Origin of the sequence: Paenibacillus sp. HGH0039, assembly GCF_000411255.1 — a bacterium.
Taxonomy (GTDB): domain Bacteria; phylum Bacillota; class Bacilli; order Paenibacillales; family NBRC-103111; genus Paenibacillus_F.
The window spans coordinates 2331264-2357834 of the sequence record NZ_KE150413.1; the positions used below are offsets into that span (position 1 = coordinate 2331264).

The window sequence follows — 26571 nt, forward strand, 5'->3', positions numbered from 1 at the left end:
TCAATCATTAACGCAATCACTACTGACCAGTTAGCCGCGGGGAAAGCGAAGATTAATACAGCAATGATTGAGGATTTAGAGGTAGGAAGAAACGTTAAGATGGGCGTAAATGCTACTATTGCGTGGGATAAAGTAACAGGACAACCCTACATCCCACAAGTACCGAGTTATATTCAGTCCACTAAAATTACTCAAACAACAATTGAATCGCCTAACATTTTTGGTGGAGCTATCGCAATTGGAAGTGGCAATAACATCTTTAAAGCAGACTCTAACGGGATCTCTTTAGGAAACGCATGTTTTGGTTCTGCTCCGTTTAGAGTAGATATGGGCGGTAGAGTTACAGCAAGCAACATCAACATCACAGGTGGAAGCATTAATGTCAATACAGATGCTAAAGTGGGCAACAATCTTACTGTTGGTGAAACAATTTGTTTGTCTACAACTAGTATGAGTGGTGGGATTCGGTGGGGAATGCAGCCGGGAACCAACCCAATTTACATTGATCCAGCGGCCAATGCCTTGCATATAATAAGTCCCAACGCTATACACTTCCATAGTCCAAATGGTGTTTTTGCTAACGGTAGACGTATTGATACGCCACAAGTTGCGGTATTCGGGTAAGAAAAAACCACAGGGTTTATCCCTATGGCTTAACGTAAAACTTAGAGTTTATATAACTTGCCCCTTTATAAATCACAATATCCTTGTCTTTATAAAGAGTATTTTCTTGTGAGCCAATAACAATTTTTACTTTTGTATTGTTGTCACTCCATACCATGTAATTGTTTTCTGATCCTGCCGCGATCATCAAATTACTATAAGACCAGAGGTCAAGATAAGTGGTTCCATTGACTTCTATTGCTGGCAATCCTTCAAACTTAGTTTCTTTTATTCCGTCTGTTTCGTTATAGGTGTTTACTGGTTTTTCTTCTGGCTTATTCCTATCAACATCTCCTCCATTTTCAGAAGGAGTCGAACCTGTTTGTTTTTTTATCTCAATGGTGGATGTTTTATCATTCCAGTTAACTTCTGTTCCCATGAGTTTTCCTGCTTCTTTTAGAGGTAAATAGGAATTCCCATCTACAATTACTATGGGATGTTCTAGTTCAACTTTCTTGCCGTCTAAAGTAACGGGAAAGTCATTTCTAATATAGGCATCTACTCTTTGTAGAGATGACCCAGCAAATACTCCTACAGGAAGTGTAAGAGCTGCACCAATCAATACACCAGCCAATACCTTTTTCATGTTTTAGTTCGACCCCTAACAGGTGTAAAGTATAATAAATTATTATACCATCATTTTCCAAGGTAAACAAGATACGTTTCGTATAGGAAAAGTAACGTAATTACGGGGATGGGGAAAGGTAACCCAGTGAAGGGGATTTTAGTTTAGGTGACTGTTGTTGACTGACCTATACTTCTAGTCACGATACGATATGGAGTAATGGCAATACATCAGTAAAATAAAGAGATAAGTAACACAAGCGCATGCTGAATAAGGATATAGAGCAAATAACAAAAAACACACGATACAACAAATCTTAAAGAGATTTCACCTCTTTTTCCCGTTAAATTTGGTCGTAGCGTGTGTTTTTGTTCTCTTTCTGTGTAGCTATATATAGGGCAAATTTGCATCACACTTGTTTTTCGTACTCTTTAACGTGGCGATACCATGTGTTCCTGTTCATGCCTGTTTGATCCATTGCCGCCCGTGCAGTAATCTGTCCAGCTTTCCAAGTATCATATGCAGCAATAAACGAGTCATGGCAACTTCAATTCCTTCAGCTTGAAGTTTCTTATTTTTTTTGCGTTCCTGTTCCGCTACATACGCCAACATGGATGAAAATTGATCCTCCAATAACTTACCTAGATCCCCCATGCCCTTAAATTTTCTGCTTTTGAAGTCTGGATTAAGTTGGTCATCAGGTAAACCGCCAGTGATTGTAACCTTTGGTCCTGCAATAGTTACTCCCGTAGAATCCTGAACGTAAACATGGCACGGGGAGAATGACGTATCTACATAATAACCATCGGTATCCTGGTGTATCTCGACATTCTTGAAATCTTTCAAGCGACTTTGCATATACCAAAGGATAAGATTCTCAAGGTTCTCATTTAAAATGGACTCGGTTTTGTTAGGTATTAACCTAGCGTGATTGCCAATAATATTGATAAAACATATCTGCTGAACATGTTTTGATAATTCAACTATCGACTCTGCAAGAGTTTCGGAAACGACTTGAATTTGTTCGATAATCGTCTCGCTTGATTGTACGCGGTTAGATACATGGATAGGGCCAGCTAGGAAGTCACCAAGAGCTCCAACTGTCAAAGTATTAACTTTATGCAGTTTAATATACTCTATGGTTTGGGAAACTAATTTTTGTAGCCTGGTTCTGAAAATATCCGGGCTGTATTCGTTGAGACTATTTTTAAAATCGCTGCCGTAGTGCCAATCCAACCATAAAATATTTGCTCTAACATGTGAAGATACTGGTGTAGGTAATTGAAAGTTTAAGGGTTTAATTCTTGACAATGCTAGAATCGATTTATGTATTTCATTTTTTAGATGCTCAAAACGAGCCTGGTATCGAACAGTTGTTGTATATTTTCGTTTTTGGTCTTGGAGTCGTATTTTTTCTTTAAGTAATTCAGTTGTTTTATCTTGAATTTCTTGTAGATACTCTCCGTCATTAGATAGCTTGAGCGTTAATTTATCCTTCCATCGTAAATAACTATTGTAGTCTTTTCTCCATTTTGACTCACTATATTCTTCATCTGCCTCCGAGTTGAGTAGGGAAGAGGCAGTAGTCCATGTCAAACCGTATAAATCAAAGTTATCTCCAAGACGGACAAGATAATCGTCTAAGTCTTCGCCGGTCTTCCTAAATGTTTCTGGTTGATCTATATCTCTTATCTTCATAGTGAATAGTCATTTTTTCATAATCAAATAAACCCGTACGATTGAACGAGTTTTTATCGTGATTCTTTTTTGACATCTATCCTTTTTCACTCCCATGAAATTATTATTTTATTTACTTAACGAACGAAGAACAAAAACCCCTCGCAAAGGACGAGGGGGAGACTGTCAAAGCATTATTTGCTATTGAGGGCATCCTTAAACTTTTTCCCTGCAGAAAACGCAGGTCTCTTAGATTCGGGAATTAACATCTCTTCACCGGGTTGCGGGTTGCGACCTTTGCGCGCCGCACGAGTCCGATTTTCAAAGCTGCCGAAGCCATGAAGTGTAACTTTGTCTCCATTTGACAGAGCATGCTTAATTACTTCTAAAGCTTGATTGATTGTTTGTTCAACATCTTTATTGCTTAGGTTAGTATCATTTGCTACCTGTTTTACTAATTGGTCTTTGTTCAATACCATCATTCTCCTTTATAAATTTCAATATTCTAATATCTGTTCAAGCTTTGTTTAATGATTTAGGAAGGAGTGAACATCACTCAAGATTTCTGCGCTGGTTGTTGATATACATCTCCCTTTAATACGATTAAGCGATTTAACTAAAAATGATTTAAGTAAGACAATATGGGTATATATTATTTATTTTTATATTTATACTATAATAGTCAACGCAAACCCAAGCACAGCAAGGGTTACAGCTTCTTTCTAAAATTCTAGCAGGTTTTTCTATATTTACTTTTATGCTTGTGCCAACTTTCTCTTTTTATTCTTTTTTGCTCCTCTTTCCAGCAACGGTCGCAATATTTTTTTCGGTTGCTTGTTTCTAAAGTTCTATCCCCACAAACATTACACTGAATATAGCCACCTTTTAAAGGATTAGTCACGTTTCTTTTGATGTTTTCAACAATGACATCACCAAAACTGCTCCACAGCGTTGTTTTGAAACTGCTTTTTTTATACATATATAAATACTCAATCAATACATCCACTACATAATTAATATTTGAGTTAAAATCGACTAGGATATCTCTGATCTCTTTGTACCTAAAGGAACTGCTGTACAGATCCTCTTCATCAACGAGAGAAAAGAATCTTCGTTTTAGGTCTAGCTTATTAAATTTCTCAATTAAATTACTTTCTTTCGATATATCTATGTATTTGTTTGTGTCGCTTAAAAGCATTTTGTAAGTAAATTGGCCTAAGTTTGCAGCTCGAAAATTCAGTCGTGGATTAGGAATCAATTTTTGTAATCTATTCACTACACTAGTGTTGGTATTTTCTACACTATCTTTAGATTTATCTTTTGCATAAATAAAGAAGTTAGGATTTTTAGCCTTAGTGTATCCTTTAATTAGTTTTGCCTTACTGTCAGGCCTTGTTGGTTTATATAGTGTTTTTGCATAATCAATCACAAAATTATTTTCACAACAGAGTAGCTTAATTACGTCCAAATTAGGATTTTCGCTGTTCCATATCTTAGTAATGTTGTTGCTGTACAAGCCAATGTTGCCGCCGGTATAAGCGGCTGATAAGCCTTTATAAACCTCGGCATCGCTTATCATTTGAGCTTCAGCTTTGGACATATTGTAATACAATGGAACAATGTCTTTCATGTTCCTCTCGGCTACATCAATGATAACGCTGTCTGCGCAGACAAGGCTTTTATCACCATCCACATCGAACTGAAGCAGTTTACTTATGGGGTCATGGCAGCTAGTGTAGAGTCCCTTAGTAACAAACCATCGACTTTTTTCTTTATCGACAATATTCTGACGCACTGCATGCTCTCGATATAAATGAGGGCTCCTAAGACAATCGAGAGTAGAATATTCCTTAAACAAACTACAGTAAACTTGGCCATTATCAAGCAATCCCGCGGGTGTTAAGTCATTTAGAAATAGATACTCGCAGAATGCATAAAGATCTGGAGATATAAATGTGTAGTAACCTTCTACGTCAATTTTTCCTGATTTGGCTTCTTTGACGATGCTTTTCTTAACCTGTTTTAGAACTTCTCTGCTATATGTATCGTTAAGTAATTCGGGATATAACTCCAGCGCTTGTTGGAAATAATCCTTGTTTTTATTGCTCTCTTTTACCCCAAGAATACTAAGCATGGTATCGCGGTCTCTGCCTATATTTGTTATTTTCTCAATTGTCTTTGCACTTACAGACATTAATTCGTCATGAGAAAAGTCGGTAAGCGTCTGCAACATTTGATAATTAAGTTTAGCTTTTCTAAAAACGGCATCTTCTTCGCTACACTTGCTTGCATGACAATTGTGAAGTTTATAGAACGCTTTGTATTCATCCCACGAAGAATAGTATTTCCACATCTTGAATTGACTCTTTGTAAAAATGACCTCAATTCGGTCTTTTAAAATATCGTATTCCTTGCCGTAAATGTCTTTTACTTTTGAATTTTTACTTTTTTCTCTAATGAATTTATCAAAAGGGAAAGGGACAAGTAGCCCCTTAATCCAGGGAAGCCGAACCATCATGCTTTTTTTATTTTTTCTAGGCAGAACCATTCCGCAACCATCGGTATGATTAATTGGTATATCCATTTCTTGCCGCGTAATCTGATAAGTCTTATCATCAACAAAGTCAACCAAGCTTCTAACTGTAGTCTCCATGTCATCAACTACAATTGATTTATCAATGTTAAAGTCTTTCCAGGGATCTGAAGCACTGAAGCATAGCGCAAGATAGGCAAGGTACTTATTTATGTTAACACCACCGAGACCATTTATTTTTTCAACTGTTAAGCCACATGTCAATGTGTCACGGTGTTTTTGTATTAAACTCTCCTTGATAAATACTGTCTTTTTAGTGCGTATCTGACCTGCTGATGCTGTTAAATAAACATACTTTTCATTTTTAAATATAAATCCTTGTGTTATTAGATTTTCAAGTACTTTAAGATAATAGGTCCGTACAATTATTAGATCGTCACAGATACAATTTATCTTAGCATTTATTGTCCGGGTAAGAGTTGATTCGAAAGCGGTGACAAGTTTACTTGCAATAAGTTGGTCTTCGCGTAATTTGCGAGCATTAGTGTTTTCGTTCAATTTCTCTTCGAGGAGAAGTTTATATTTTTTTATTCTAATACCGATCTTACTCAGTATTCTCTTTGCTTGATCTTTTTTTACAGTATTGTGAGTGTTCTTTACACATTTTTTTAAAATATAATATTTATTTAGTTTTTTATGTATTTTGTATTCGAATTCGTCATAAAAAGCGCTTGTATCTACACTATATAGATAAATTTGTTTATCTAGACTGATTGTTTTTACCTCCTTGCCTTTTAAGTGCCAGTAAATAATCATCCGAAGTATCGTTCATATATTCGATATGCATCTCAAGTTCTAAATCACGACATTCAGACTCTCCATTTTCAACCCCATCATAATAATCATCTTGCCAACTAGCAAAAGAAGCTCCAATCATACGCACTAAATTGCATACCTCCAATTATCATTTTATAATTTGCTCTTAGCAAACTAATTAAAACAAAGGTATCATATAAAACAAAAGAATGCAATATATAATTATATGGTTGACGCTCCTTACTAAATAATGATAAATTGTTAGTAAAGACGAAGGGAGATGATTAGGATGAATAAAGCAACATACAATATTGTGAGTTTGCAACACGACTCGGTATATGAAGATATTCAAGCTTTTTTATCAAGGCATGGAATACAAAACGCCAGCACGGCGCAAAATTACGAAAGAGGTATTAGAAAATTTTTCATGTATATGAAAAATAAAAATATTAAAGATTTAAAACGTGAGGATCTGCATTTTAGGAATGTTGATATGATTCGTTACCAGAAGTATCTTATTGATCAATACAACAAAAAAACTACTGTTAATGCTTACATGGCCGCGGTATTGAGTCTCTTCGAGCATCTTGAAAGAAACGATTACCCCATTAAAAGCAATATACTGAGGTTAGATTTTTTGCCAGCAGATAGCCAAAGTTACGGAAAGCTAACTTTAGAAGAAGCTCGATTTTTTGCCGAACTTGCTTTAAGCCAGGATAAAGGTCTTGAAAAATCCGTATTAATTAGACTTGCATATACAACTTCGATAAGGGAAGGTGCGCTACTGTCTTTAACAGAGAGGTACAATGATAACAAATTTTTTCACATCACCCCTAAGACTATTTCAGCAATGATGAAAAAAATTAGGAAACAGCTCGGAATACCAGAGTATAGAAATATCGTTTTTCACAGTTTGAAAACAGTGGCGATCAATTGGGAGCTGGAGACCACCGGTGATATCCATAGAGCCAAAAGACAAGGGAAATTCGGCCTTAACTTTGTTTGTTCCGGATGTGTATGCTATTCAAACTTTCAAAGTAATAGATGAAAAACAAGTGAATGTATATGATGTAATTGATGGTCAGCAAAGGCTAACAATTTTCTACACTTTTAAAAAAGATGAACTAGCATTGACAAAACTGGAACCGGTGACACTCGAATCCACTGGCGAAACGCACGATATTTCTGGATTGAGGTTTTCTGAGCTTCCGGAAGATGTTCAGGATGCAATAAACAGTTTCATGATTACTTTTAGGGTTTTGGAATTCGATGAGAATGATGATGAAGAAAATATTGTTAATACTGTTTTTTACAGGCTGAATAACGGTAAGACTGTTTGAAAAGAGCATCTTGCCTTTGTGTCTGCTTCCAAAAAGGTTCAGAACTATGGGCATGACAAAATCATTAAAAAGGAGCCAGTTTCTATATGTTGCGCATTTCTCGGAGGGAAGTATCAAGAAGTCGGATCGTCAAATGTGCATACTTCAATCCATAATTATAGCAGGTAAATTAGACCTCCCTTCTTTTTCAACAAAGGATATTGAAGCCATCTTTAAACAAAATGAAATTGAAGATGAAACGCTAAAATTACTCGATTCCGCATATAACAGCATCGAGAAAACATTTCAGGGCAAATCCAAGTTCGTAACGAAGGTTAATATTCCTTCGATGGTCGCCTTATTCTTGAATAACAGCGATCAAGAAAAAGTGTCGACGTTTCTACAATGGTACTCACAGAATAACAAAATAGGGGACGCTTACCGTCGTTACTGCATTGGAGGGAATACAAAGAAGGATCAGGTTTGGGGGCGTGTAAATGGACTCCAGGCTCTGTACAACGACTTTGTACCTGAGAGCTCGGAATAATACAATAACAGCTTATGGGCATAAGACGGAGGGGGAAGTTCATGTATACAGTTACAGCGATTGAAAAGTGGAGAAACGAACTTGCCATTAATACTTACACCTTTGACGATTTTGAAAAATTCAATTTGTTTACTCAGATGTGTAAGGAAGATAAGATTTTCTATGTAACCAAAGAAAACCGTGTGGCCGTATAACAGCGGCCACTTTTTATTCCACGATAAAATTTGTATTTCGTATATTGATTACTTAGAAAACTCAATGAGCATTCTGTATATTTTATCTCTTTCTTCTTCGCTGAACTGAGTGAGTAATTCAATGAGTGGGAATCCCGTTGACGATAAACTGTATTGCAATGAAGTTAAATTCGATGGTTTTAGATTGTTGGTCAGTAACAATGATGGAGTAAGATTATACACAAGACATGGTAATGACGTTTCGCATAAATTTAGAGAACTCTTAGATTGTCCGCTGCCTGAAGGCACCATTGTTGATGGCGAAGTTGTTGTTATCGATAACAGTGGAAAGCCCGATTTTGAAGCCCTGTCTAAAAGATTCTTATCAAAGAATGATAAAGCTCTTGTCACATTTTATGCCTTTGACATATTGAGATATCGTGGCACAGATACTACAGGTCTATCCCTTTTAAAGCGTAAAGAACTGCTTCTAAAGGCTTTTGAAGAAACAGAGGCTTATAAACATGTTCAATGGTCAGTCGGTTCTGCAAACGACTTATACGGACTTGTAAAAACAAATGGGTCAGAAGGCATTGTTCAGAAGCACGAAAATTCAAAGTATGAGATCGGCAGGAGATCCTGGGCGTGGCAAAAAGTAATTAATTGGACACACGCGGAAGTATTTATAACTGGCTACAAAAAGAATGAGTTTGGATGTTTACATCTATTCAAGAAAACGGGAAGTTAAGGCCAACAGGCATTATTGAGTTAGGCGTGAATCAAGAAGCTAAAAATGCATTCAATGCTGTTAAAAAGTCAATTGCTTACAAAGAAGACAAAAATACTGTTTATCTTGAGCCGCTTATAAAGGCTAAGATAAAAACAAGAAATCGGACTAAAAAAGGACTATTGAGATCGCCAGTATTTGTTGAATATGTGCTTTAAATAAAAGACCCCTACCATATGGTGGGGGTTAACTTGTCTTCTCCAAGACACCTAATGATCTTGCGCGCTCAATTATTTTTATCATGTTTTTAAAATCTTCGCTCATAACCAAATCCGGCCTACTGTCTTGTAAAGCAGTTTTCAATCTGGCGTTTTCAGTCTTAACTTGATCTAGCTCATGTTCAAGTAAGATTATTTTTGATTTCAACTTATCGAGAAGTCCACCAAAAGTTTCTTCATAATCTAGTTTAGGCTGTTTTGAGTAATCATTATTTGATCTTTTCATTTTGGATTCGATACTTTTGGTTTTAGCATTCCTGATCTCCTCTGAATAACGCTTTCTTAATTCGCTATTCCATCTAAAGCCGCAAGCTGCCGAAGATCTACCTACTATTGTTGACACCTCGTCAAACGCTTGTAGTTGAGTGCTACCGCTTGCAATATGTTTCAGTATGGTGTGTGCCAGCGTTTTATCTTCTTGGCTTGTCCAATTATCTTTCCTCAAATATACCACCTCCGTATATATTAACTCTATCCAATTTAACGGAAAATTATTCCACTACCATACACATCCAGTTATGTAAAGGCTAAAATACTTCATTTTTTAAACGATTTTCTATTTGACAATTAAATATTGTATTTTATAGTTTTGTTCTTTATAATAAGGGGTATAATACTAAGGTAAATAAAAAATGAAAATATAATGAAAAATCAAAAAGGAGAGATCGATTAATGGCTGCAGTATTAGAACGGAAGTATAGTGAAGTGAACAAAATGACTCAGAAAGCAGAAGTGAATAGAGGGGAAGTTTGGACGGTTAGGCTTGATGGAAATGTGGGCTCTGAGCAGGGAGGCGTTAGACCATGTGTGATTATCAGTAACCAGAAGGGAAACAAATTCGGTACAACTGTAATTGTTGCAGCTATTTCATCACAAATACAAAAAGCTAAACTACCTACACATGTAGTCTTGGAAGGCGGAATAGATGGAGTCTCGTTGACTCGGTTGTTATGTTAGAGCAGGTCAGAACAGTTGATAAATCAAGGCTAATTAATAAAGTAGCCGAACTGAGTAGCTAAGTGATGCAGAAAGTTACGCAGGCTCATAAAATAAGTTGTGCTGATATGTTTAATTAATGTTCCTTGATAATAAAATAATACATTATGGATTGCAACTGTGAATATAAAGGATTGATCCAGAATGTCTACTGGTACCTAGGCCTAATTAGTTGTTACACTAATTAGGCTTTTTGAGCGAAAAGGATTGACTTTAATATAATAAAAGAATATAATAAAATAACGAAAAATACGATGAAACTATATTTTTATCCGACTAGGAGGAATTACAATGAGTAAAGAGTTCGCAATGCTGGGATTTGCAGCGGCAATGATGTCGGATGAAATGTTTGTACTTAGAAAGAAGAAAGAAAAAGTCGTACAGTGTCCATGGATGAGTGATGATAACTTAATGACTGGATGATGGATCTGTACGAAAACATCCAGCGAGACAAAATGTACGGAGACAGTGATTATTAAGATGAAATGATCCTTTTATTTAGATTGCCTAGCATCACAATAGTAACACCAACACTTCTCTTACTAGATAAATTATTAACCTATATGGTAATATACAGAAAACACAGGAGAGAGCGGTGATAACTATGTCTAAATACGAAAATTTTACTGATTTTCTTAGGTCCAATGATGAAGATCAGATAACAATAAAGATTACATATTTAAATGAACTTGTTAAGCGAATCGATCCAAAAGGCTTGCCTCAGTCTGCGTATAATGATAACTGGAAGACATGGTGGAGTAATAATAAATCTTCTACTAGTAGGCAATGTGATGCCTGGCTCAAAGTTGGATGGAAAACGGATCTTACCAAAAGCAAACAAGGCGAATACATAACTTTTATAAAAGATGAATAGAGATTCCGTAGAGTCTTGAGGGAAAGGACAGCAAAATGTTAATTTATAGTTTACAAACATTATCAGTATGGGAGCTTGCGAGGAAAATAGGTTATTTAGAAGGTGCTCAAGAGCACGCAATGTTTCCAGAACACTATAAATGGATGATGGGAGAAATGAGTAAAAGGCTTCCTAGCTACACTGGAGAATATCCAATTTGGTTGTGGGTTAAAAAACCCGACATGAGATCCTCGGCGCATTTTATTGGTGGCACTAAATGTGTGAGATTAACTTTAGAGTTAGATGATAAAGATGTTTTGATTTCAGATTTTGATAGATGGCACCTAGTGTTGAATAATGGTTTCTGTTCGGATAATGAACAAGAAGATGAGAATTTTGATAACGGAAAACTAAATATAACAAAAGAAGAAAGTTGGGAACGCATTTTTGATCTTACTAGAAATGTAGATGTTGAATGGACGGGAAATGGTGAGTGGCTGCAGGGAACAACAGGCAGAATTTATCTAGATAAGGTTAAAAAAGTAGAACACTTTATAACTCGAAAATCAAAGTTATATTAATGATGAAATGAATATTTTATAGGGAGCGACGAATAGTGGATGTGATTCAATTTATGAAATCAGTGGATAAAGAGCTTAGAAATATAGTTAAGGAAGGGAAACCGGCGAAGTGTCACACGTATTGCAATCTAATTGCTTCATATCTCAATGTTCATTTTGACGAAAAAATCAAGCATGTGCGGGTTCTAGGTCACGGATGGGTAAGTTCCGATGATTTTGTTCTCGATTATGTTCAGCCATTCGAAGGAGAACAAACTATAGGAGATAACAAATCGGAGCTTTATCTATTCCATAAATACATGGAGTCAGAGGGGAACGCTGAAAATTATGATTTACTTGCTTTAGAAGAAGTAACCTCAGTCAAAAATCCCTATTTTCCAGGAAGTTTTATTGAATATATTAAGAGCAATTTTTCTAAGATCGATGATCGGGTAGTCGATATGGGCTATTACAAATAGTCAAATATGCGAGTGTATTGATAAAAAGATTATTTCATTTGAAGCGAGGGAGAATGGATGATAAATATTTTGTAGAGATTGGACGCAAAGGAGAGATAGAACTGTATGAACGAGACGGTGCCTTTTATGATCATGACATACAGGATTTATTGGTGGCGACCTTTTATGATAAAGAGTATGCGAATAAAGTAGCAAAGCTATTAAATAAAGTAGAATCTATATATAAGGATTCTTTTATATGAGATCAAAAATTGTCCAGACCAAAAGCAAGACAGAAATATATTGAATTACACGGGAATGCAGATCATATTGACGTAATGATGAAAAAAAGAGATGGAGATTATTTAAAGAACGTTATGGATAAAGGGATATCCAAAGAAGATGCAGAGAAATGTTGAGAAGTTTTGAAAGAATTAGAGGAACTTTATTTAGACGAGTAAGAAAATAAAAGAAGTATTTAATAAGGAGAGTGTATTAGATGAAAAAAATTTGTATTCCGTATGGATCAAAGGTGTTCGATATTGAGGTGGGAAATTGGATTCCAGTTGTAAAAGATGAATTTATCGATATTGAAAGTACTTTATTGATTGATGGTGAATCTTTCTCAATAGAAGAAATTTGGGAAGACAATACTGTTTGGGTAAAGCAGATAAAATAAGTCTTTTATGAGGTGAAAAAGTGGATCAATTAATCGAAGACCTGACTGTAGTACTTATTCATTTAACAGCAAATGGGCACCAAAGTTGGAGAGGTTATGATACAGACGTACTAAGAAAGCTTAAGAAAGAAAATCTAATTGATTTAAGTAATAGTTGGCAAACAATTTATATCGGTGAGGATTTTAAAAATAAAGCTATTGAAATTATGAGTAAATATCATTTGGCTTCGGAGGAGAAAGTATGATCGAAGTTAATTTAAAGGCTCTGGAGATTACTTCTCATGCTATAGAAAGAGCAAAAGAAAGATTTAATATTTTGAACGAGCTCGATATTGTTAATATGTGCAAAACAATAATAAAGACTGGTGTATACATAGGAGAAATAACTTGCGAAAAAGGTAATAAAAGTCACTTGTTCGCTTCCGGTAAAAAAGGTGCGATTATTTCTCAAGATCTTTCTAAAGTAGTGACGGTAATAGAATACAGAAGAGGACACATTCCCGATCTAGACAAAAAGAATCCACTACATAACAAATTGGTTGCATTGTATCATTCTGAGATGAAAAGATTAACAAAGTTAGAGCAATCGCTCTTAAAGAAATTAAAAGAAACAAAATTATATAATGATATTGAAATTGCTGAATTGAATCTAAAGTTATATAAAACAAGATCAGAGAAAACTAAAAAGGAAGTCGAACAGAGGATTGCAGAAATTAAAAACAAATTTGAAGAACAGGAATTCGCGATGAAGCAGATCGAGTCAGACAAAAGAATTATTGCAAAGTCTATGGCCTGCCTAACTTAGCGATAAAAGAGCGATTTTATAGGAGGATGGATCTTAAATGAAGGTTGTTTTCGTAAACTTTGTTGCTTCTAAGTAAGATTTTAAAAAATGAATTTTAATAGTATAATAATGATAAAGGAGAGTGAAATAATGGATGATAAGCGTTTTGAAACTATTTATACTCAAGGAAAATTTGAATTGATTAAAGTTATTCGTGATAATGAAACAGGAATTCTGTATATGTCGCAAAGAGAAGGCTATGGGCTTGGGCTAACTGTTATGTATGACCAAGAAGGGAAACCCTTGGTAGATAAGAATTTTAAAAAGTAGTAAGGGCTATTTAATGGGGGATAATTAAAGAAGACAAACAATATAAATTCAAGAACCGCTTGAATGGGCAATACCTATTCAAGCATTTTTGCTTGTTAGTTGGGGTTGAAAACAATTGCTGTAGTCACAGACAATTTGTGTGCTATCCGTAATGTTATTAGGCATTTTCTCCACAGTAAGTGAACTACCTAATTTTAAAATGGGTATACAGTAATTCAAGGAGTTATAGAAATTACCGATTTTGAGTACAAATTAGAAAACATGATTCAGAATGAATAAGTAATTTCATTTGAAATAATGAGGAGAGTTAAAAATATGAAGATGGATAAGAAGATGGTTCTTGCTCAATATTGTTTTGAAACTAGAAGCCTTAGCGAGTATGAAAAGAAATTAGTCAGAGAGGCATTTTAGAGTTCACCATTTGATGATTTTGAAACTAAAACATACATTACTGTTATTTATTTGGAACTATTTTGAGCTGATAAAAAGCAGATTTCATGAAAAATAACCCACTCCAATGAGTAGGTTATAACTTGATTTCTTATGCGTAAGCGTAATTTCTGTTCGAATAGTTGTGAGTACGATAAACTATTCCTTCACCGCAATTCGAACAGTACACAGTCCTTTCGAACTTGCGTCCACCAATTGTTAACCAATTTCCATTTCGACCACTTAAAATATCAGCAATCCTCTCTTTAGAGTGAAGTTTTGGATCGCCTTCTATTGCTGTCTTCACGAAATCTAGAAAGGTCAATTTTCTACTACATGTCGGACAAATTAGGTTGCTATCCACCATAAAGGGACGATTAAGCTGTTCTGCATTAGTTCCTAAATATTGAGCAAGCTCAGTTATTTCGTTTTCGCTCATTTCCCTCATGTTGTTTGTTCCTAATTCAAGAAGATTTTCAAGAACCGAGTTATGTACTAGCCAGGTCTCAGTATTTTCCGACCTATCGTTTAAAAGCATTGTTAGCTGTTCTTTTGTCGTAATTTCACGGAGTCTTCTTGCTTTGTCATCCATACTTTTTAATCCCTCCTACTAAGTAGATAAATTCAATAGTTATTATTGCCAAGAAGTGAAGTTTTTATACTAAACGAAAAGTGAATTTAATTGTAAAACTGCAATTTAACAGCATACCGAAAAATTATAAGCTTGATTTAAATAATTAATAAAATTTAATAGGACGGTGTTTAAAATGATTAAAGAAGATTTTTGGAGTATGAATATTTTAAAAACCTTCTCCTGAAGCAAAGCGATGGTTTGACTGAAAAGGATGCAATTCTTGTCCTAAATGAGAAAGATATTATTTGGGGGGATCTTACCTTTACTTTTAAGACGCAAGGTAATGGATGGCGTACAGCTATTTATTGCAATAACAGCGACACATATATAACACCACAAGACTTGAATCCTATCGAAGAGAAATGGTTCTTTGCCCAGGTAACCGAGTTATCAATGGAGAAGTATAAAGCACTCCAGACGGCTTGATAAGGAGGTGGGTAACAAAGTGAAGAGATACTGTCTGCAGCGCTATGACGGACGAGATGATAAAGCAGGAATCGAATACTGGCAACGAATAAAAGATAGTGAGAATCTTGAAGTTATAAAGTTATTTTGTCCTGCCGGTTATAGGATTATTGACAATGTAACTAAGGAGGTAGCTTGGGAAATTAAATAAAAATAAAAGTATCTTATATTCATAAAATAATATATGATATACTAGATATTGGAAACGTAATATAATATATATGCATATTTAAACTACATAGGGGCTGGTCTTTTGACATTTCATCGTGGAGATCGAGTGAAGCATATTGGATTAGGAACTGGCTTTTTCCTTCAGTACGAATTTGATGGATTCACTGCAGAAACTGACGCAGCCTACGTAGAATTTGATACCGGTGAAACGATTAGTGTAACTGTAGGGTTGTTGGTTGCAATTGATGAGTGAATATAATAATAATCTTTAAGATTAGGTGAATACATGTCAATTGGCGAAAGACTTAGATACTTAAGAGAATCAATAAGTTTATCACAGGGCGATCTTGCAAAAACTTTGAATATTGCTCGTACTACATATTCAGGATACGAGAACGATATTAGGGAACCTGATTTTCACTTTATAATTAAAGTAGCCGACCTCTACAATGTTACGTTAGATTATTTGTTCGACCGTCAATTAAAAGAAGGACAAATAGTGACACCTAAGAAAGAGGAAATATCACTTAGACTTAAAAAATCTAGAGAACTTAAAGGGTTATCTCAAAGAGAGGTTTCCAAGCTCTCAGGTATAAACAACAAAACCATAAGCGGTTATGAAAACAATGTCAGTGAGCCCGATTTATTGACCATATCTAAACTTGCTTCTATCTATGGTGTGTCGATTGATTGGATTATAAATGGTCTACATTTTAAAATCGATGGCAGCAATGGCGTTTTAGAAGAACAACTAGAGCATTCAAGAGAATTATTACAGAAATTTAAAGAGTTGGCCGAGCAAATAAAAGTCTGATTTTATTGATGAGAAGGAGTATGACTAAATGAAAACTATGTCGCAGATTAAGTATCACATTGATGAATTGCTTAGAGAGAAAAAAGCGATAAAGAATCAGCAGATCGAGGAGAAAGTTGATGAATTTACTAAAATAATGATTGACATGCCGCCCAAAGATAACGATGACTTAAAAAGATTGCTAAGAATGTTTGCAAAAGATGTAAAGTATATTACACAGCAGTAAAGAGGAGATGACTCTTATAGAATGGATTGTTGGCGAAGGCAGAGTTTTTAAAGACGCTCTCGGTACGGAGTTACGAATTATTTCAGTTAAATATTCAAGAGTCCACTATTTGACGACGATTTTTTGAGAGATGCACCAATCAGTACGTTTCAAAAGTGGATCAATAAAGAAGTGAAATAAAACACGGATTTTATAGAAAAGGAGAGGGAATGGAGCTTTGAAAAATGCTGTCTTCTACGATCCGGATCTCGTTAGATCTGCCAATTTGTCCGAGAAATTAGAGGTATACTTGCTCAAGGAAGGGCTACCTCTTATCGATCCCGCGGATGCCGTCTTGGGCGTTCGCTTCCAATCTTTCACGGATATGGGACTTCTATATGATGGCGAACGTAAGCTGTTGCCCATTGGATACGAATGGGAGCCGGAAAGCTCAATTCTGGGGCTGGCTAAAGGTTCGGGGCATCTATATACCTACCACCCAGCCTCTGGGCAAACAGGATTCGTTAACTCGGACATCTGTCTGTTTATGTCGTTTTTATCATGCGTCCGATCATTTATAGTAAGTCGCTCCGAAAGCGACCAAGCGACGATATGGACGGCGGAGGAAATGCGTGAACGACTTGCTGCCTTCCAACGCGGCGAGATATTAGCTAAGCGTCCGAATCGGCCGGTCTTCGACCACAAGGCGGAGTTGACACGCATGCGGGCTAATTTTGAAGAGAAGGACGCGCCCAGCCTGGCAGGCGAAAACTATTGGTGGAGCTGCGTGCTTGAGCAGCTGGAAGATGGCTTGTTATAACGGCTAGGGACCAGTCTATATTGATGGATAAAAAACTGATTTCATAAGAAAGTCGGTGATTCCTCCATGTCTCGAAGAAGGAGATTCAAATCAGTGAAGGAGGCAGCTGATCATATAGTTGCAAATGATCTGAATCAAGAAACAAAAGATTCCTTAACTCATCTTGATAGCAGTGAAATCATCAAATTTCATTTCACATTAGGGATGTATATACGAAACAAATATGAAGTCGATTTAGATGAAGCCGATAATTTCTTTCCGATTCATCGAGACGATGTTTCTTTTATGGTATTAGAAGAGATCCATCGAAAGTTAAATGAAAGCAGATAATTGTTTTCTGAATATCTTTACAAACGAATCAAGAGGAGAACACAATAAAACGGAGATTTTATCATGATGTTTACAATAGGTATAATTTTATCGTTAGTATCCTTCGGAAGTCTCTGCCTCGGTATTTATTCGCTGTTTTCCGGCGAGGATTATTCAACGGGCAAAGGTTTTAATAGATCTGGACCGTTTACTTGGTTTTTTATTTATGGATTATTAGCCTGGTTTCTCTTGGATAATTATTAGAGTTTAGAAAGCATGTCAATGAGTACGTCAAATATCAGTAAAGGCTTGGTTTTAGGAAGGAGCAGCTTATCTGATCACTGAAAATTGTATTGTTTGCAATATGAAAGCTTTTTATTATACAGGCTATGTGATAAAAAAGGGAGAGAAGGTCACTGCAGGATTCTGTAGTGACGACCACTCGTTTGAATCGCAGCGCAAATCTTCTCCAGACGGTTACATGGGTGAGTGGAAAGAAGTATTCGGTTTGCAGCCAGATATGCAATAAATAAAAGACTGGTTTTATCGCTAAAGGGGTAACAACATGAAGCCATTTAGAAAGCGCTACAAAGACTTAATGGTGAATGGGTTTGAATTTCATTGTGTTATAGATGAACATTTTAAAAATGAGTTTGTTGTTTTTCGTGCTTATCCGCATAACACTAAAACCTCATTTTTTGAAATCTGCTTTTCTTGGAGTGAATCATGGCATTTTAACCCTATGCTGCCCTCTACATGTACTACTCTGATTAAATATGCTATAAACAATGGCTGGGCATATAATCGAGAAAAACAACAGCTAAGAATAGAGCAAGGCGATTTCCTTCGAAAGTTAATAGAGCTACCAGATTGATAAAAGAATGTTTCCTCTAACAAGGAGTGATATTTTGACAAATCTTCAATATGCAAAGGTAATGTCAGACGATCCATCGATTCAGATCGAACTTTTAGAAGTAATGGAGTCTTATGGCGAAGATAAGTGGTGGATTTCTGATAATGCGGATTACTTAGCTTATAAACAATTTCAAGAGGATACAATGCTGGTTGAATCTCACGCATGGCAAAAGGCAACTGAGAAGTTGATTGGTAGAGAAATCTCGTTTTTAGAGTTGAAACTTAATTACAGAGAAATAAAATCCGAAGTATTGACTGCATACGATGAGAAATACAACCATTAAAATACTAGTTTTATAGTCATAATGCTGATACAAAAGATTGAAATTAATAAAGGATGGGTGTCATCTAATGAGTCCAATGACGATAGGTTTACTGATGTACGGCGGTCTTGCCATAATCCCGATTGCAGCCGTTGTTTATGCATTTTACATTAAGAAAAAGATTTACAGCGAAACTAATAAAGCTAGATTGTTTGATCTTGAATTATTAAAGCGAGGTATGGGTTGGATAAAAATTCAACCGACAGAAGCAGTTCATGTTTCTGATGTTGCATCTTGGGATGAAAAACACAGAATTCTACAAATGAAGGATGGCTCAAAAAAGAAGGTGCATAAGGTATGGGCGCTGACAATGGAAAAGGAAATCCATTTTGCAAAAAGCATGGTTGAGAAAAATAATGCTTAGCGATGTTTTGTGTATCTTTAAGGAGGCTTAAGATGTTTGAATATAGAGTGGTAAAAACTTCTGAAAATGACGTTGAAGTTTATAAAGTTGTTGAAGTTTACTTTGATAAATACTCGGGAAAGATTAATGGCTGGGCTCCGACAAGTTATACAACGGCTCTGCTGTGGGAAGAGTTTGATGATTTAAAGGTAACCGTTAGTCATATAGTAAAAGCGCTTGAAAAACCTATCCTTCTACATATACCAGAGAAGAATGACGCCTTAGTTGAAATGCAATAAAAGAGTTGTTTCATGGGGGAATAGAGAATGACTTTAGAAGAAGCGCAAGAGATTGTGAGTAAGTACGGAGCTGCTCTGGCATCAGGAAAAGATGGGGAGTTCGCGAGAGATAAAGGTTTACTTCCAGCCAGTAGAGATCGTATAATTAAAGCTTTTAAGCTGGTGTGTGCTTTTCATATTAAACAAACAGGATTATCACAAGAGTTTGGAGAGGCATTGATTAATTCATTAGTTAGCATAAATTTATTTGCGGATAAAGTTACATATAAACAAGTAAACTCTAATCCAACTCAAGGTATACAATTTATGGTCGAAAATGGTCGTGACGGAGAACTGTTCGATGAAATAAACCAATTTATCGGAAAGGTGTATGAACTTAATCCCGACGATCCTCTTTACTATCAACGTGTTTACACTTTGGCAAACATCGAATATCGGTCTAATGCAGAAGATGCAAAATCAACTTTATTTCAACGGTTGTTTGGAAGACGATAAAACCTGAATTTCATGGAGAATACAGAAAGGGGAATTTAAATGTTAAAAGATCTATCATTCGAAGAGATCTCCAAATTTTTTGAAGAGCTGGCGACGAAGGATACTGGACGTTTTCAGTTATCTCGTATTTATGGTATGGCGAAAACATTTTTGGAACAAAGGGAGAAAGAGGAAGAGATAGAGAAGCTAATTGTAAATGACTATAGAAGCGCAGTTAACACAACAATTATTAGTGAAGATTTAGCGGTTGTTGAAGTAGAAGTGAGATTGAATAAAACTAAAGAAATAGCTTTTTACCCTGTAGTTGACAATAAGTTAATTAAAGAGTCAAGGAACACTTTTGATGAAGCGCTGCTACTTGGTTTCTGTAAAAAATACAACAACGAAAAGTACGATTCGGCGATTTTCAACATGCTTAGAATGGACTTATATATGAATCGTACAGTCGATGAAAGCTGACTTTTATTCTTAATTTTTTAAAAATAATATTTATGACCGAGGTGTTTAATCTGGATAGTAAGCCACTTATCAATGTAAGTACATTATTGTTAAACATTGCGGAGCAAAATATTACAAGCATCGAAAAGATTCATAATAAGTATAGGTTAAAACGTTTTGTTGGTATAAATATAATCTTTCCTTTAATTATACTATTCACCTTAGCGATTGTTTTTCTTTCAATTGAGTTTAATCCTTTGATAAGTTTCTTGCCATTGTTAATTTTAATATGTACTACAAAAATAATAGAAAAACAAATTGGATTGCTCATATTTTGTATATCAGTAGAAGTTCCTATAATGTTTATGGTTTATTATCTAGGACACTCTGCTTTAATTAACTTCACTGATAATAAAATTATTTCCATTAGTGCCTTATTACTAGTTCTTGTATTTTTCCTACTTGCATTTTTATTTTTATTTGGAGCTTATCAAGTAGTTAAAAACATTATTGAGAGATTGAACAGCGCTTCTCCTAAGCTAAAGGTATTTATCCAATTAACAAATGCTAATTCAGTTACTGGCGAACTCTTAACCATTAACCGAAAAAGCGATTATATTATTCGAAGCAACGAAGGTAATGAAATTCTAGTTAAGAACAATGGTATCGCCACCGTGTATATTTTAAACGATAGCGAGATAATCTTAAATCAGTTTGAAAATAAGCAGGTCTCACATTCTGTAAATAGATAACCAGGTGATATAGATAAAGGTGGTAAGTTTTATGGGAAACTTTTAAAAGTTAGTGAAGCAGAGGATTATAAAGGTTTTCGAATCATACTTAAGGGGAGCTACAAGAATAAACAAAGAAAGGTCAATTTCATCGAACAAGGAGAAGTGTGTAATGAGTGAATCCGTTATGATATATGTTAGAGTTGGAACCCAAGAGCAAGCAGAACAAAAGCTATGTAATCAGATTTCAGAATGCAAACAGTTTGCCGAGGACAATGACAAGCGGGTTGCTGTCGTATATAATGATGTAATCTCGGCTAACCGGTTAGGTGAACGGTTCGAGAATATTCTTGATGAAATGAAAACCCAAGGTATTGACGAACTGATTATTCATCACTGGAGTCGCATATCAAGAAACGTCAAGTCAGTTGATGAAATTGATCAGATGTTTAGAGAGCAAGGTAAATTTATTATTTCAATTGCCGATTAGTAAAGAGATCCGCGGCTAAATTTTTGAATAGGGGAAGAGAATATGTCTACTCCAATCACCCTTGAATATTTAATAAAAAATACTGATCAACCTTTAATTAATCTTCTTGATATAAAGGATGACTTTAGAAACGAGACGCCTGTAGAAGATCTATTTGTAAATCCTGGGGCAAATAGAGAAACACGAGTTATTAACGCGTTACGTAGAGGTCGAATTTGCAACCTTGAAAACGTGATGAATGTCAAGTTCTCATATATCTATAGATTGCGAAATATGGGCAAAGTCTCTATAACTGTTTTACTTAATGCAATTTTTAATCATTATCACATAGAATCGCATATTCCCTGCTTAAAAGGTAAGTCTGATTATCAAGAAGAGTATAAAAATATTGTATCAACTATTGAACCCGTTTTGTTGCAGGAAATCAGCGAATGTATGTTTCAAAATCTATCCTTAGAACAGCAGAGAAAATTGCTTAAAATAATTCAGGGCAGAATGGTTTTATTAGGAGAGATAAAAATGGAGAAAAACCGTTTTGATATGTCTTTATTAGAATTGATTGAATTATATAAAGAAAAAAAGCAAGACTTTTATAGTTTTAGAGAGAATGTATATATGAAAAATGTGAATGAGCATGATGAGATTGCTAAGAGGAGACATCATAATCAATACGAAGAGCTAAGAATGGAAATATTAAATGTTTCAAGTTTCATTGCAGAAAAGTTGTTGAAATAACGACTATTTGACTGAACTGATTTAATATCATGAAAACAAGATTTTATTGTAAGAATAATACGTTAGAATAAATTGAAAATTTACATAGGGATATATCTCAAAGCAATATGGCTTTCGTGAGATGTATTTCTGTGTATATTTTTATTATTTATAGGCAACAATCTGTGATATAATGACTATAGTATCTGGTCTGAAGGAAGGAGTTTTAATATGTTACGCGATCGTAGCGAACTTGAAAGCAATCTAACGAATGCAATTGAAAGAATAAAATATAAGAGAAAAAATGTCGAGGAAGTAAATAAAACTTTGTCCGAATATGATATCCCTTCAGGATTTTTTAATGAGATTATCAAAAAAGAGAGCCTCCTTGGTGAAATTGATACCGCTGTTCTCTGTCTTATCTCAATAGCCGTATTTAAAATTTATGGGTCTGACGAAGTGAGAGCAGAAAATTATTTTACTGAAGGTGAGATATCAGAAGCAAGAAAGTATACGGGCAAGGAAAAAGATGATGTTAATCTTCCTATATCGATTAACAGTGTGTTACAAATTGATCATGAAAATTTTGTTACTACAATTAAAATTTCGGAGCCAGTAAAATGGTACCATAACAAGATTATTGTTTACGACTTCGAAACGCAGAGAAGCGCCAAATATAAAAAGGGAAGAGATGGGGTTGTCCCTGTACCAGATGTTAATTTGCAAAGCGTAAAAGATATTGCAGAACATATGTTAAATGAAACGTATCTGCCAGATATGATTACTCTAAACGTCTATTCTGAGGATTTCGATCCAATAACATACAATCCAAAGTCTAAGGTTTTAACTATTAAGGAAGGAGCTATCGTTTCTATTCTTGATGGATTTCACCGACTTCAAGGAGCTGTAAGGGCGCTATCTGTTAATCCGGATCTGCAGCAAGATATAATATTGAGTATACGAGTTTATGACACAGATACAGCTAAAAAGTATTTTGGACAAATTAACACTATCAACGTAGTCAAAACTGAACGACTTGAGGAACTCAAACAAGAGAAAGTTTCATATGTTGCCGTTAAACAATTACAGATCAATTCAGATCTCAAAGGAAAGATTGCCTCAGGTTCAAAGATAAGCGAATTAGCAGGCCATTACACGACTTCAGATATTTTAGCAAATGCAATTGACCAAGTATTTGAGCCGAAAACTGCTTTCGAAGCAAAGGAAGTTGGGGTATATTTAACAGACTTCTTCAACAATCTTTTAGGGGTTTTTGATGAAGAGTTCAATACAAAAGCAAATCTGCTAAGGCAGCCGCGCATGTTTATTGGTTACATTGTTATTGCGAAGATTTTTAAAGAAAACGATGTACCTCTAAGTAAAATAAAGAATGTCATTGAGACAATTATTGAAGAAGATAAAGAGCTAGATAAAGTGGTTACTTACAACAAAGGAGCTTCGTCTCGACTGCAAAAGTTAGTAAAAGATCACTTCGAAAAGATTGATATTAAGAGTTGGATATCTTGAATTAGAGGGAGTAAATCTAATGTCAAACAAGATTTATGAAGGCGGGTATTTTAACGAGTATCAAAAAATGAGATACGTAAACTCTCTGCCAGAGACTTCTTCACTCCAAGCGCGCAGAATTCTTTCAAGGGCCAAATCAATAGAAGAAACTTATGGGCAGGATTTGTACAATTTCACGTTAGATCAGATTGAGAGCTTACTGCATTACCTAAATCCTTCAACTCTGAATGCCAGCAGAGCGAATTTTTATATGGTCCAGAATTATATAAGATGGGGAATTGAGCAGGACCTGCGAGACACCAACATTAATCCATTAGATGTGCTTGCGGAGAATAACTACTTTAAAAAGTTTATTGATACATCGAAAAAGGCGCTTTATACAAATGATGAAATAAACAATATGATTAGTGTTTGTGTAAATGCTCAAGACGCATTTCCGATAATCGCTATATTTGAAGGCGTATTTGGTAAAAGTGGTTACGATGAATTGCTAAATCTGAAGCGTCAAAGCATCGTCAGTGAGAATCTGATTTCTTTAACAGACGGCGAACACGAGAGAGTTATTAATGTATCGCAAGATTTTATGAATTTAATGTATAAAGCCCTTGATCAAAAGACCTATATTAAAAAAAATGGTATTTTAAAGCCCACTATGAGATCGTCAGCAGAGGCTAACTTGGAACAGAGCGATTATGTATTGAGAAATGTTATTACTCGCAGTCAGACTAATGGTAAGGCAGATAAATTTTTGATTCAACGGAGAATCGCGGCAGTTAAAAGCTATAACGATGATTGGGTAAGAGTTTTGTCACCATATATAATTAGAAATTCTGGAATGCTCTATATGGCCAAAAACTTTTATGATAAGCACGGAGAAATCAAAAAACATCATTATGAAGAAATAAGTGAGAAATTTGGTATATCTAAAGTGATGAATAATGGTTATGAGGTTTATAACTACCACCGGCTCAAAGAAGATTTTCTGAATGTAGAAACGATAATTAAAGTATATGGACAATAACCCAGTCGGGTTATTTTTAATATAATAATAAAACTTTACAATAATAATCTAATATGATATATTGGTAATAGGAAAATATTTCTTGTGCAAATTACTGAGAACAACTATATTAAAGGTGGATATTGGAAGGGGAGATGGATAACTGGTTTATTACCTCGCTGGAAAATTTGCTCAATTCTTAGCAGTTAAAACAGGAGAAGACAAGGAAGCTATTGAACATGGATTAAAGATTCAGTTAAATTTTATTCTAGTTTTTCTGATTTTAATTTGTGTGGGTATTTTCACCAACAGGTTAATTGATATTGCCATAAGTGCGCTGTCTTTAATATTAATAAGAAAATTTACGGGGGGTCGTCATTTTAAAAGTTCCGATATTTGTATATTATTCACGACGGTTGTTATTGTAACAATCCAATACATATCAGATTTTATAGTACCCTCTCAAATTCAAATAATTAATTTAATCGCAATCTTTTTAATTTTACTTTTTTGTCCTTTTGGTTCTATATTTGAAATTAAAGATAGGCAGGTCATCCGAAAAAAAATAATATGCATTTCAATTGTATTAATAAATATGATTTTGGTTTCCTCAAGCATCGTTACTGTAGCATTTTTTGTTCAAGGACTTGATTTGATTACTTTTAAAAGGACGAATCAAATATGATCATTGAGTATCTACGATTCCTATTATTTAATGCAATAGAAATGAGTGCCTGCCTGATTTTAATAATGGCTTGGTTCAATGAAAAGGTGAAATGGTATATCACAGAATTAGCAATAGCATCAGTCGTTTTTCCATCCATCTCTTACATAGTGATAAAATTTTATGGATCATTAAGTTTAAATATGATGATTCAATTCATTCTCATACAATTATTTTTTGTTTTTATTCTTCGCCCCACTATAAAAAGAAAAATCTTCTATTCCATTTGGATTGTTCTTTTCGGCTACTTTTCATATTTGGCAATACAAACTTCTATTGCGTGGATAGCTGAAACACTTAATTATATGAGTATTAACGAGGTAACTGTATCTTTTAGTTCAAAAGGGGAAAATCTTCAAATCATAAGCGCATTTTTTGCTCTATCTGTGTCGGGCTATAAAATTTTCATGAGAGAGCCGTTTATTTTAAATTTTAGATCTATTGGGAAATCAAGAGCTGTATATGTACTAATTGCATCCATGGGTCTTATAAGCGAAATTATTGCTCTTAAGTTCTTTATATTCTCAAATAACTCTTTTAATTTTATTGCCTATTCTATAATTCTCTTTACGGTATTTCTTTTATTAATTTACTATACAAATAAACGCGATAAGGACGAAGCTAATGATAATTTAGCTCGCACTTCTCACGTATTACAAAAAGAAAGGAGCATAAAACAACAATGAAAAAGATCTTTGAAAGTATTGCCAAGCTTGCCATCAAAACCTCTGATAGTGTTGAGAACACTACCGATAAAGTTGCTTTCT

42 protein-coding genes and 1 pseudogene are annotated in these 26571 nt (G+C 34.9%); 36 read left to right on the forward strand and 7 right to left on the reverse strand.

Going from position 1 to position 26571, the window contains the following annotated elements:
- The first annotated feature begins 99 nt into the window (after nucleotides 1-99).
- Complete coding sequence (locus HMPREF1207_RS24885) at nucleotides 100-624, forward strand: hypothetical protein (RefSeq protein WP_016424068.1); 525 nt, start codon at nucleotides 100-102, stop codon at nucleotides 622-624.
- Between the two features lie 22 nt (nucleotides 625-646).
- On the opposite strand, the gene HMPREF1207_RS28535 is transcribed toward HMPREF1207_RS24885, so the two are convergent.
- From HMPREF1207_RS28535 to HMPREF1207_RS30000, 5 genes are all read right to left on the reverse strand, one after another.
- Nucleotides 647-1249 (reverse strand): stalk domain-containing protein, encoded by a 603-nt coding sequence (locus tag HMPREF1207_RS28535; protein ID WP_051167899.1) that lies wholly within the window; start codon nucleotides 1247-1249, stop codon nucleotides 647-649.
- Between the two features lie 438 nt (nucleotides 1250-1687).
- Nucleotides 1688-2926: a hypothetical protein gene (locus HMPREF1207_RS30415; RefSeq protein ID WP_009674065.1), complete on the reverse strand. Its 1239-nt coding sequence runs from the start codon at nucleotides 2924-2926 to the stop codon at nucleotides 1688-1690.
- Between the two features lie 173 nt (nucleotides 2927-3099).
- A complete protein-coding gene (locus HMPREF1207_RS24900) occupies nucleotides 3100-3384 on the reverse strand; it encodes an HU family DNA-binding protein (RefSeq protein ID WP_016424070.1) in 285 nt (94 codons plus the stop codon).
- 251 nt (nucleotides 3385-3635) lie between these two features.
- The gene (locus HMPREF1207_RS24905) at nucleotides 3636-6254 is read right to left on the reverse strand and encodes an RNA dependent RNA polymerase (RefSeq protein WP_016424071.1); all 2619 of its coding nucleotides are present in this window, start codon (nucleotides 6252-6254) and stop codon (nucleotides 3636-3638) included.
- Nucleotides 6199-6381: a hypothetical protein gene (locus HMPREF1207_RS30000; RefSeq protein ID WP_138918176.1), complete on the reverse strand. Its 183-nt coding sequence runs from the start codon at nucleotides 6379-6381 to the stop codon at nucleotides 6199-6201. Before HMPREF1207_RS30000 ends, HMPREF1207_RS24905 begins: the two co-directional genes overlap by 56 nt.
- A 162-nt stretch (nucleotides 6382-6543) precedes the next feature.
- On the opposite strand from HMPREF1207_RS30000, the gene HMPREF1207_RS24910 reads away from it, so the two are divergent.
- From HMPREF1207_RS24910 to HMPREF1207_RS30420, 6 genes are all read left to right on the forward strand, one after another.
- Nucleotides 6544-7302: a phage integrase N-terminal SAM-like domain-containing protein gene (locus HMPREF1207_RS24910; RefSeq protein ID WP_016424072.1), complete on the forward strand. Its 759-nt coding sequence runs from the start codon at nucleotides 6544-6546 to the stop codon at nucleotides 7300-7302.
- Nucleotides 7303-7309: 7 nt separating this feature from the next.
- On the forward strand, nucleotides 7310-7594 hold the full coding sequence (locus HMPREF1207_RS24915; RefSeq protein WP_036740337.1) for a hypothetical protein: 285 nt from the start codon (nucleotides 7310-7312) through the stop codon (nucleotides 7592-7594).
- A 46-nt stretch (nucleotides 7595-7640) separates the two neighbouring features.
- Nucleotides 7641-8120, forward strand: a complete 480-nt coding sequence (locus HMPREF1207_RS24920; protein WP_016424073.1) for a hypothetical protein — start codon at nucleotides 7641-7643, stop codon at nucleotides 8118-8120.
- A 41-nt stretch (nucleotides 8121-8161) separates the two neighbouring features.
- On the forward strand, nucleotides 8162-8314 hold the full coding sequence (locus tag HMPREF1207_RS30005) for a hypothetical protein (RefSeq protein ID WP_009674126.1): 153 nt from the start codon (nucleotides 8162-8164) through the stop codon (nucleotides 8312-8314).
- Between the two features lie 121 nt (nucleotides 8315-8435).
- Nucleotides 8436-9041 carry an ATP-dependent DNA ligase gene (locus HMPREF1207_RS24925; protein ID WP_016424074.1) on the forward strand — a complete coding sequence of 202 codons (606 nt, stop codon included), beginning with the start codon at nucleotides 8436-8438 and terminating at the stop codon, nucleotides 9039-9041.
- Nucleotides 9008-9238 carry a hypothetical protein gene (locus tag HMPREF1207_RS30420; RefSeq protein ID WP_009674094.1) on the forward strand — a complete coding sequence of 77 codons (231 nt, stop codon included), beginning with the start codon at nucleotides 9008-9010 and terminating at the stop codon, nucleotides 9236-9238. Before HMPREF1207_RS24925 ends, HMPREF1207_RS30420 begins: the two co-directional genes overlap by 34 nt.
- 28 nt (nucleotides 9239-9266) lie before the next feature.
- On the opposite strand, the gene HMPREF1207_RS28540 is transcribed toward HMPREF1207_RS30420, so the two are convergent.
- Nucleotides 9267-9743: an RsfA family transcription factor gene (locus HMPREF1207_RS28540; protein WP_016424075.1), complete on the reverse strand. Its 477-nt coding sequence runs from the start codon at nucleotides 9741-9743 to the stop codon at nucleotides 9267-9269.
- Nucleotides 9744-10012: 269 nt separating this feature from the next.
- Here HMPREF1207_RS28540 and HMPREF1207_RS24935 point away from each other — a divergent pair.
- The 10 genes and pseudogenes from HMPREF1207_RS24935 to HMPREF1207_RS24975 all read left to right on the forward strand — a co-directional run bounded on the left by HMPREF1207_RS24935 (nucleotide 10013) and on the right by HMPREF1207_RS24975 (nucleotide 13958).
- A pseudogene (locus HMPREF1207_RS24935) lies at nucleotides 10013-10317 on the forward strand (type II toxin-antitoxin system PemK/MazF family toxin).
- A gap of 268 nt (nucleotides 10318-10585) precedes the next feature.
- Nucleotides 10586-10717 carry a hypothetical protein gene (locus tag HMPREF1207_RS30620; protein WP_009674102.1) on the forward strand — a complete coding sequence of 44 codons (132 nt, stop codon included), beginning with the start codon at nucleotides 10586-10588 and terminating at the stop codon, nucleotides 10715-10717.
- A gap of 181 nt (nucleotides 10718-10898) precedes the next feature.
- Nucleotides 10899-11168 carry a DUF7662 domain-containing protein gene (locus tag HMPREF1207_RS24940; RefSeq protein ID WP_036740340.1) on the forward strand — a complete coding sequence of 90 codons (270 nt, stop codon included), beginning with the start codon at nucleotides 10899-10901 and terminating at the stop codon, nucleotides 11166-11168.
- A 35-nt stretch (nucleotides 11169-11203) separates the two neighbouring features.
- Entirely contained in the window at nucleotides 11204-11728 is a 525-nt protein-coding gene (locus tag HMPREF1207_RS24945) for a DUF3841 domain-containing protein (protein WP_016424078.1), read from the forward strand.
- 35 nt (nucleotides 11729-11763) lie between these two features.
- Nucleotides 11764-12186: a hypothetical protein gene (locus HMPREF1207_RS24950; protein WP_009674110.1), complete on the forward strand. Its 423-nt coding sequence runs from the start codon at nucleotides 11764-11766 to the stop codon at nucleotides 12184-12186.
- Between the two features lie 53 nt (nucleotides 12187-12239).
- The gene (locus HMPREF1207_RS24955; protein ID WP_009674069.1) at nucleotides 12240-12428 is read left to right on the forward strand and encodes a hypothetical protein; all 189 of its coding nucleotides are present in this window, start codon (nucleotides 12240-12242) and stop codon (nucleotides 12426-12428) included.
- Between the two features lie 236 nt (nucleotides 12429-12664).
- Nucleotides 12665-12844: a hypothetical protein gene (locus tag HMPREF1207_RS24960; protein ID WP_009674100.1), complete on the forward strand. Its 180-nt coding sequence runs from the start codon at nucleotides 12665-12667 to the stop codon at nucleotides 12842-12844.
- A gap of 20 nt (nucleotides 12845-12864) precedes the next feature.
- A complete protein-coding gene (locus HMPREF1207_RS24965) occupies nucleotides 12865-13089 on the forward strand; it encodes a DUF6429 family protein (protein ID WP_009674097.1) in 225 nt (74 codons plus the stop codon).
- Nucleotides 13086-13649 carry a hypothetical protein gene (locus HMPREF1207_RS24970; RefSeq protein ID WP_009674092.1) on the forward strand — a complete coding sequence of 188 codons (564 nt, stop codon included), beginning with the start codon at nucleotides 13086-13088 and terminating at the stop codon, nucleotides 13647-13649. Before HMPREF1207_RS24965 ends, HMPREF1207_RS24970 begins: the two co-directional genes overlap by 4 nt.
- 129 nt (nucleotides 13650-13778) lie before the next feature.
- Complete coding sequence (locus HMPREF1207_RS24975; protein WP_009674080.1) at nucleotides 13779-13958, forward strand: DUF6440 family protein; 180 nt, start codon at nucleotides 13779-13781, stop codon at nucleotides 13956-13958.
- Between the two features lie 541 nt (nucleotides 13959-14499).
- Here HMPREF1207_RS24975 and HMPREF1207_RS24980 read toward each other — a convergent pair.
- A complete protein-coding gene (locus tag HMPREF1207_RS24980; RefSeq protein WP_016424080.1) occupies nucleotides 14500-14979 on the reverse strand; it encodes a hypothetical protein in 480 nt (159 codons plus the stop codon).
- Nucleotides 14980-15171: 192 nt separating this feature from the next.
- On the opposite strand from HMPREF1207_RS24980, the gene HMPREF1207_RS24985 reads away from it, so the two are divergent.
- From HMPREF1207_RS24985 to HMPREF1207_RS25065, 19 genes are all read left to right on the forward strand, one after another.
- Nucleotides 15172-15447: a hypothetical protein gene (locus tag HMPREF1207_RS24985; RefSeq protein ID WP_016424081.1), complete on the forward strand. Its 276-nt coding sequence runs from the start codon at nucleotides 15172-15174 to the stop codon at nucleotides 15445-15447.
- Nucleotides 15448-15739: 292 nt separating this feature from the next.
- Nucleotides 15740-15910 carry a hypothetical protein gene (locus tag HMPREF1207_RS29440; protein ID WP_155977429.1) on the forward strand — a complete coding sequence of 57 codons (171 nt, stop codon included), beginning with the start codon at nucleotides 15740-15742 and terminating at the stop codon, nucleotides 15908-15910.
- A 33-nt stretch (nucleotides 15911-15943) separates the two neighbouring features.
- Nucleotides 15944-16471 carry a helix-turn-helix domain-containing protein gene (locus tag HMPREF1207_RS24990; RefSeq protein WP_009674064.1) on the forward strand — a complete coding sequence of 176 codons (528 nt, stop codon included), beginning with the start codon at nucleotides 15944-15946 and terminating at the stop codon, nucleotides 16469-16471.
- A gap of 28 nt (nucleotides 16472-16499) precedes the next feature.
- A complete protein-coding gene (locus HMPREF1207_RS24995; RefSeq protein ID WP_009674070.1) occupies nucleotides 16500-16697 on the forward strand; it encodes a hypothetical protein in 198 nt (65 codons plus the stop codon).
- 217 nt (nucleotides 16698-16914) lie between these two features.
- Complete coding sequence (locus HMPREF1207_RS25000) at nucleotides 16915-17496, forward strand: SUKH-4 family immunity protein (RefSeq protein WP_016424082.1); 582 nt, start codon at nucleotides 16915-16917, stop codon at nucleotides 17494-17496.
- A gap of 93 nt (nucleotides 17497-17589) precedes the next feature.
- Nucleotides 17590-17826: a DUF6794 domain-containing protein gene (locus tag HMPREF1207_RS25005; RefSeq protein WP_009674109.1), complete on the forward strand. Its 237-nt coding sequence runs from the start codon at nucleotides 17590-17592 to the stop codon at nucleotides 17824-17826.
- A 544-nt stretch (nucleotides 17827-18370) separates the two neighbouring features.
- Nucleotides 18371-18679 carry a hypothetical protein gene (locus HMPREF1207_RS25010; RefSeq protein WP_036740344.1) on the forward strand — a complete coding sequence of 103 codons (309 nt, stop codon included), beginning with the start codon at nucleotides 18371-18373 and terminating at the stop codon, nucleotides 18677-18679.
- Nucleotides 18680-18713: 34 nt separating this feature from the next.
- Nucleotides 18714-19004 carry a hypothetical protein gene (locus HMPREF1207_RS25015; RefSeq protein WP_016424083.1) on the forward strand — a complete coding sequence of 97 codons (291 nt, stop codon included), beginning with the start codon at nucleotides 18714-18716 and terminating at the stop codon, nucleotides 19002-19004.
- 67 nt (nucleotides 19005-19071) lie between these two features.
- Nucleotides 19072-19407: a hypothetical protein gene (locus tag HMPREF1207_RS25020; RefSeq protein ID WP_009674125.1), complete on the forward strand. Its 336-nt coding sequence runs from the start codon at nucleotides 19072-19074 to the stop codon at nucleotides 19405-19407.
- 32 nt (nucleotides 19408-19439) lie between these two features.
- Nucleotides 19440-19685 carry a hypothetical protein gene (locus HMPREF1207_RS25025; protein WP_009674112.1) on the forward strand — a complete coding sequence of 82 codons (246 nt, stop codon included), beginning with the start codon at nucleotides 19440-19442 and terminating at the stop codon, nucleotides 19683-19685.
- A 27-nt stretch (nucleotides 19686-19712) separates the two neighbouring features.
- Nucleotides 19713-20180 carry a hypothetical protein gene (locus HMPREF1207_RS25030; protein ID WP_016424084.1) on the forward strand — a complete coding sequence of 156 codons (468 nt, stop codon included), beginning with the start codon at nucleotides 19713-19715 and terminating at the stop codon, nucleotides 20178-20180.
- A gap of 39 nt (nucleotides 20181-20219) precedes the next feature.
- Entirely contained in the window at nucleotides 20220-20639 is a 420-nt protein-coding gene (locus HMPREF1207_RS25035) for a hypothetical protein (protein WP_009674067.1), read from the forward strand.
- A 32-nt stretch (nucleotides 20640-20671) separates the two neighbouring features.
- Nucleotides 20672-21370 carry a hypothetical protein gene (locus HMPREF1207_RS25040; protein WP_016424085.1) on the forward strand — a complete coding sequence of 233 codons (699 nt, stop codon included), beginning with the start codon at nucleotides 20672-20674 and terminating at the stop codon, nucleotides 21368-21370.
- Between the two features lie 151 nt (nucleotides 21371-21521).
- The gene (locus HMPREF1207_RS25045; protein ID WP_009674077.1) at nucleotides 21522-21839 is read left to right on the forward strand and encodes a recombinase family protein; all 318 of its coding nucleotides are present in this window, start codon (nucleotides 21522-21524) and stop codon (nucleotides 21837-21839) included.
- Between the two features lie 42 nt (nucleotides 21840-21881).
- Nucleotides 21882-22574, forward strand: coding sequence for a hypothetical protein (locus HMPREF1207_RS25050; RefSeq protein ID WP_016424086.1), 693 nt, complete (start codon nucleotides 21882-21884; stop codon nucleotides 22572-22574).
- 210 nt (nucleotides 22575-22784) lie between these two features.
- Nucleotides 22785-24080 carry a DNA sulfur modification protein DndB gene (locus HMPREF1207_RS25055; RefSeq protein WP_016424087.1) on the forward strand — a complete coding sequence of 432 codons (1296 nt, stop codon included), beginning with the start codon at nucleotides 22785-22787 and terminating at the stop codon, nucleotides 24078-24080.
- A 19-nt stretch (nucleotides 24081-24099) separates the two neighbouring features.
- Nucleotides 24100-25101 (forward strand): phage lytic cycle repressor MrpR family protein, encoded by a 1002-nt coding sequence (locus HMPREF1207_RS25060; RefSeq protein WP_016424088.1) that lies wholly within the window; start codon nucleotides 24100-24102, stop codon nucleotides 25099-25101.
- Between the two features lie 142 nt (nucleotides 25102-25243).
- Nucleotides 25244-25765, forward strand: coding sequence for an accessory gene regulator B family protein (locus HMPREF1207_RS30815; RefSeq protein WP_082211340.1), 522 nt, complete (start codon nucleotides 25244-25246; stop codon nucleotides 25763-25765).
- Entirely contained in the window at nucleotides 25762-26490 is a 729-nt protein-coding gene (locus tag HMPREF1207_RS25065; protein WP_016424089.1) for a hypothetical protein, read from the forward strand. Before HMPREF1207_RS30815 ends, HMPREF1207_RS25065 begins: the two co-directional genes overlap by 4 nt.
- Nucleotides 26491-26571: the final 81 nt, after the last annotated feature.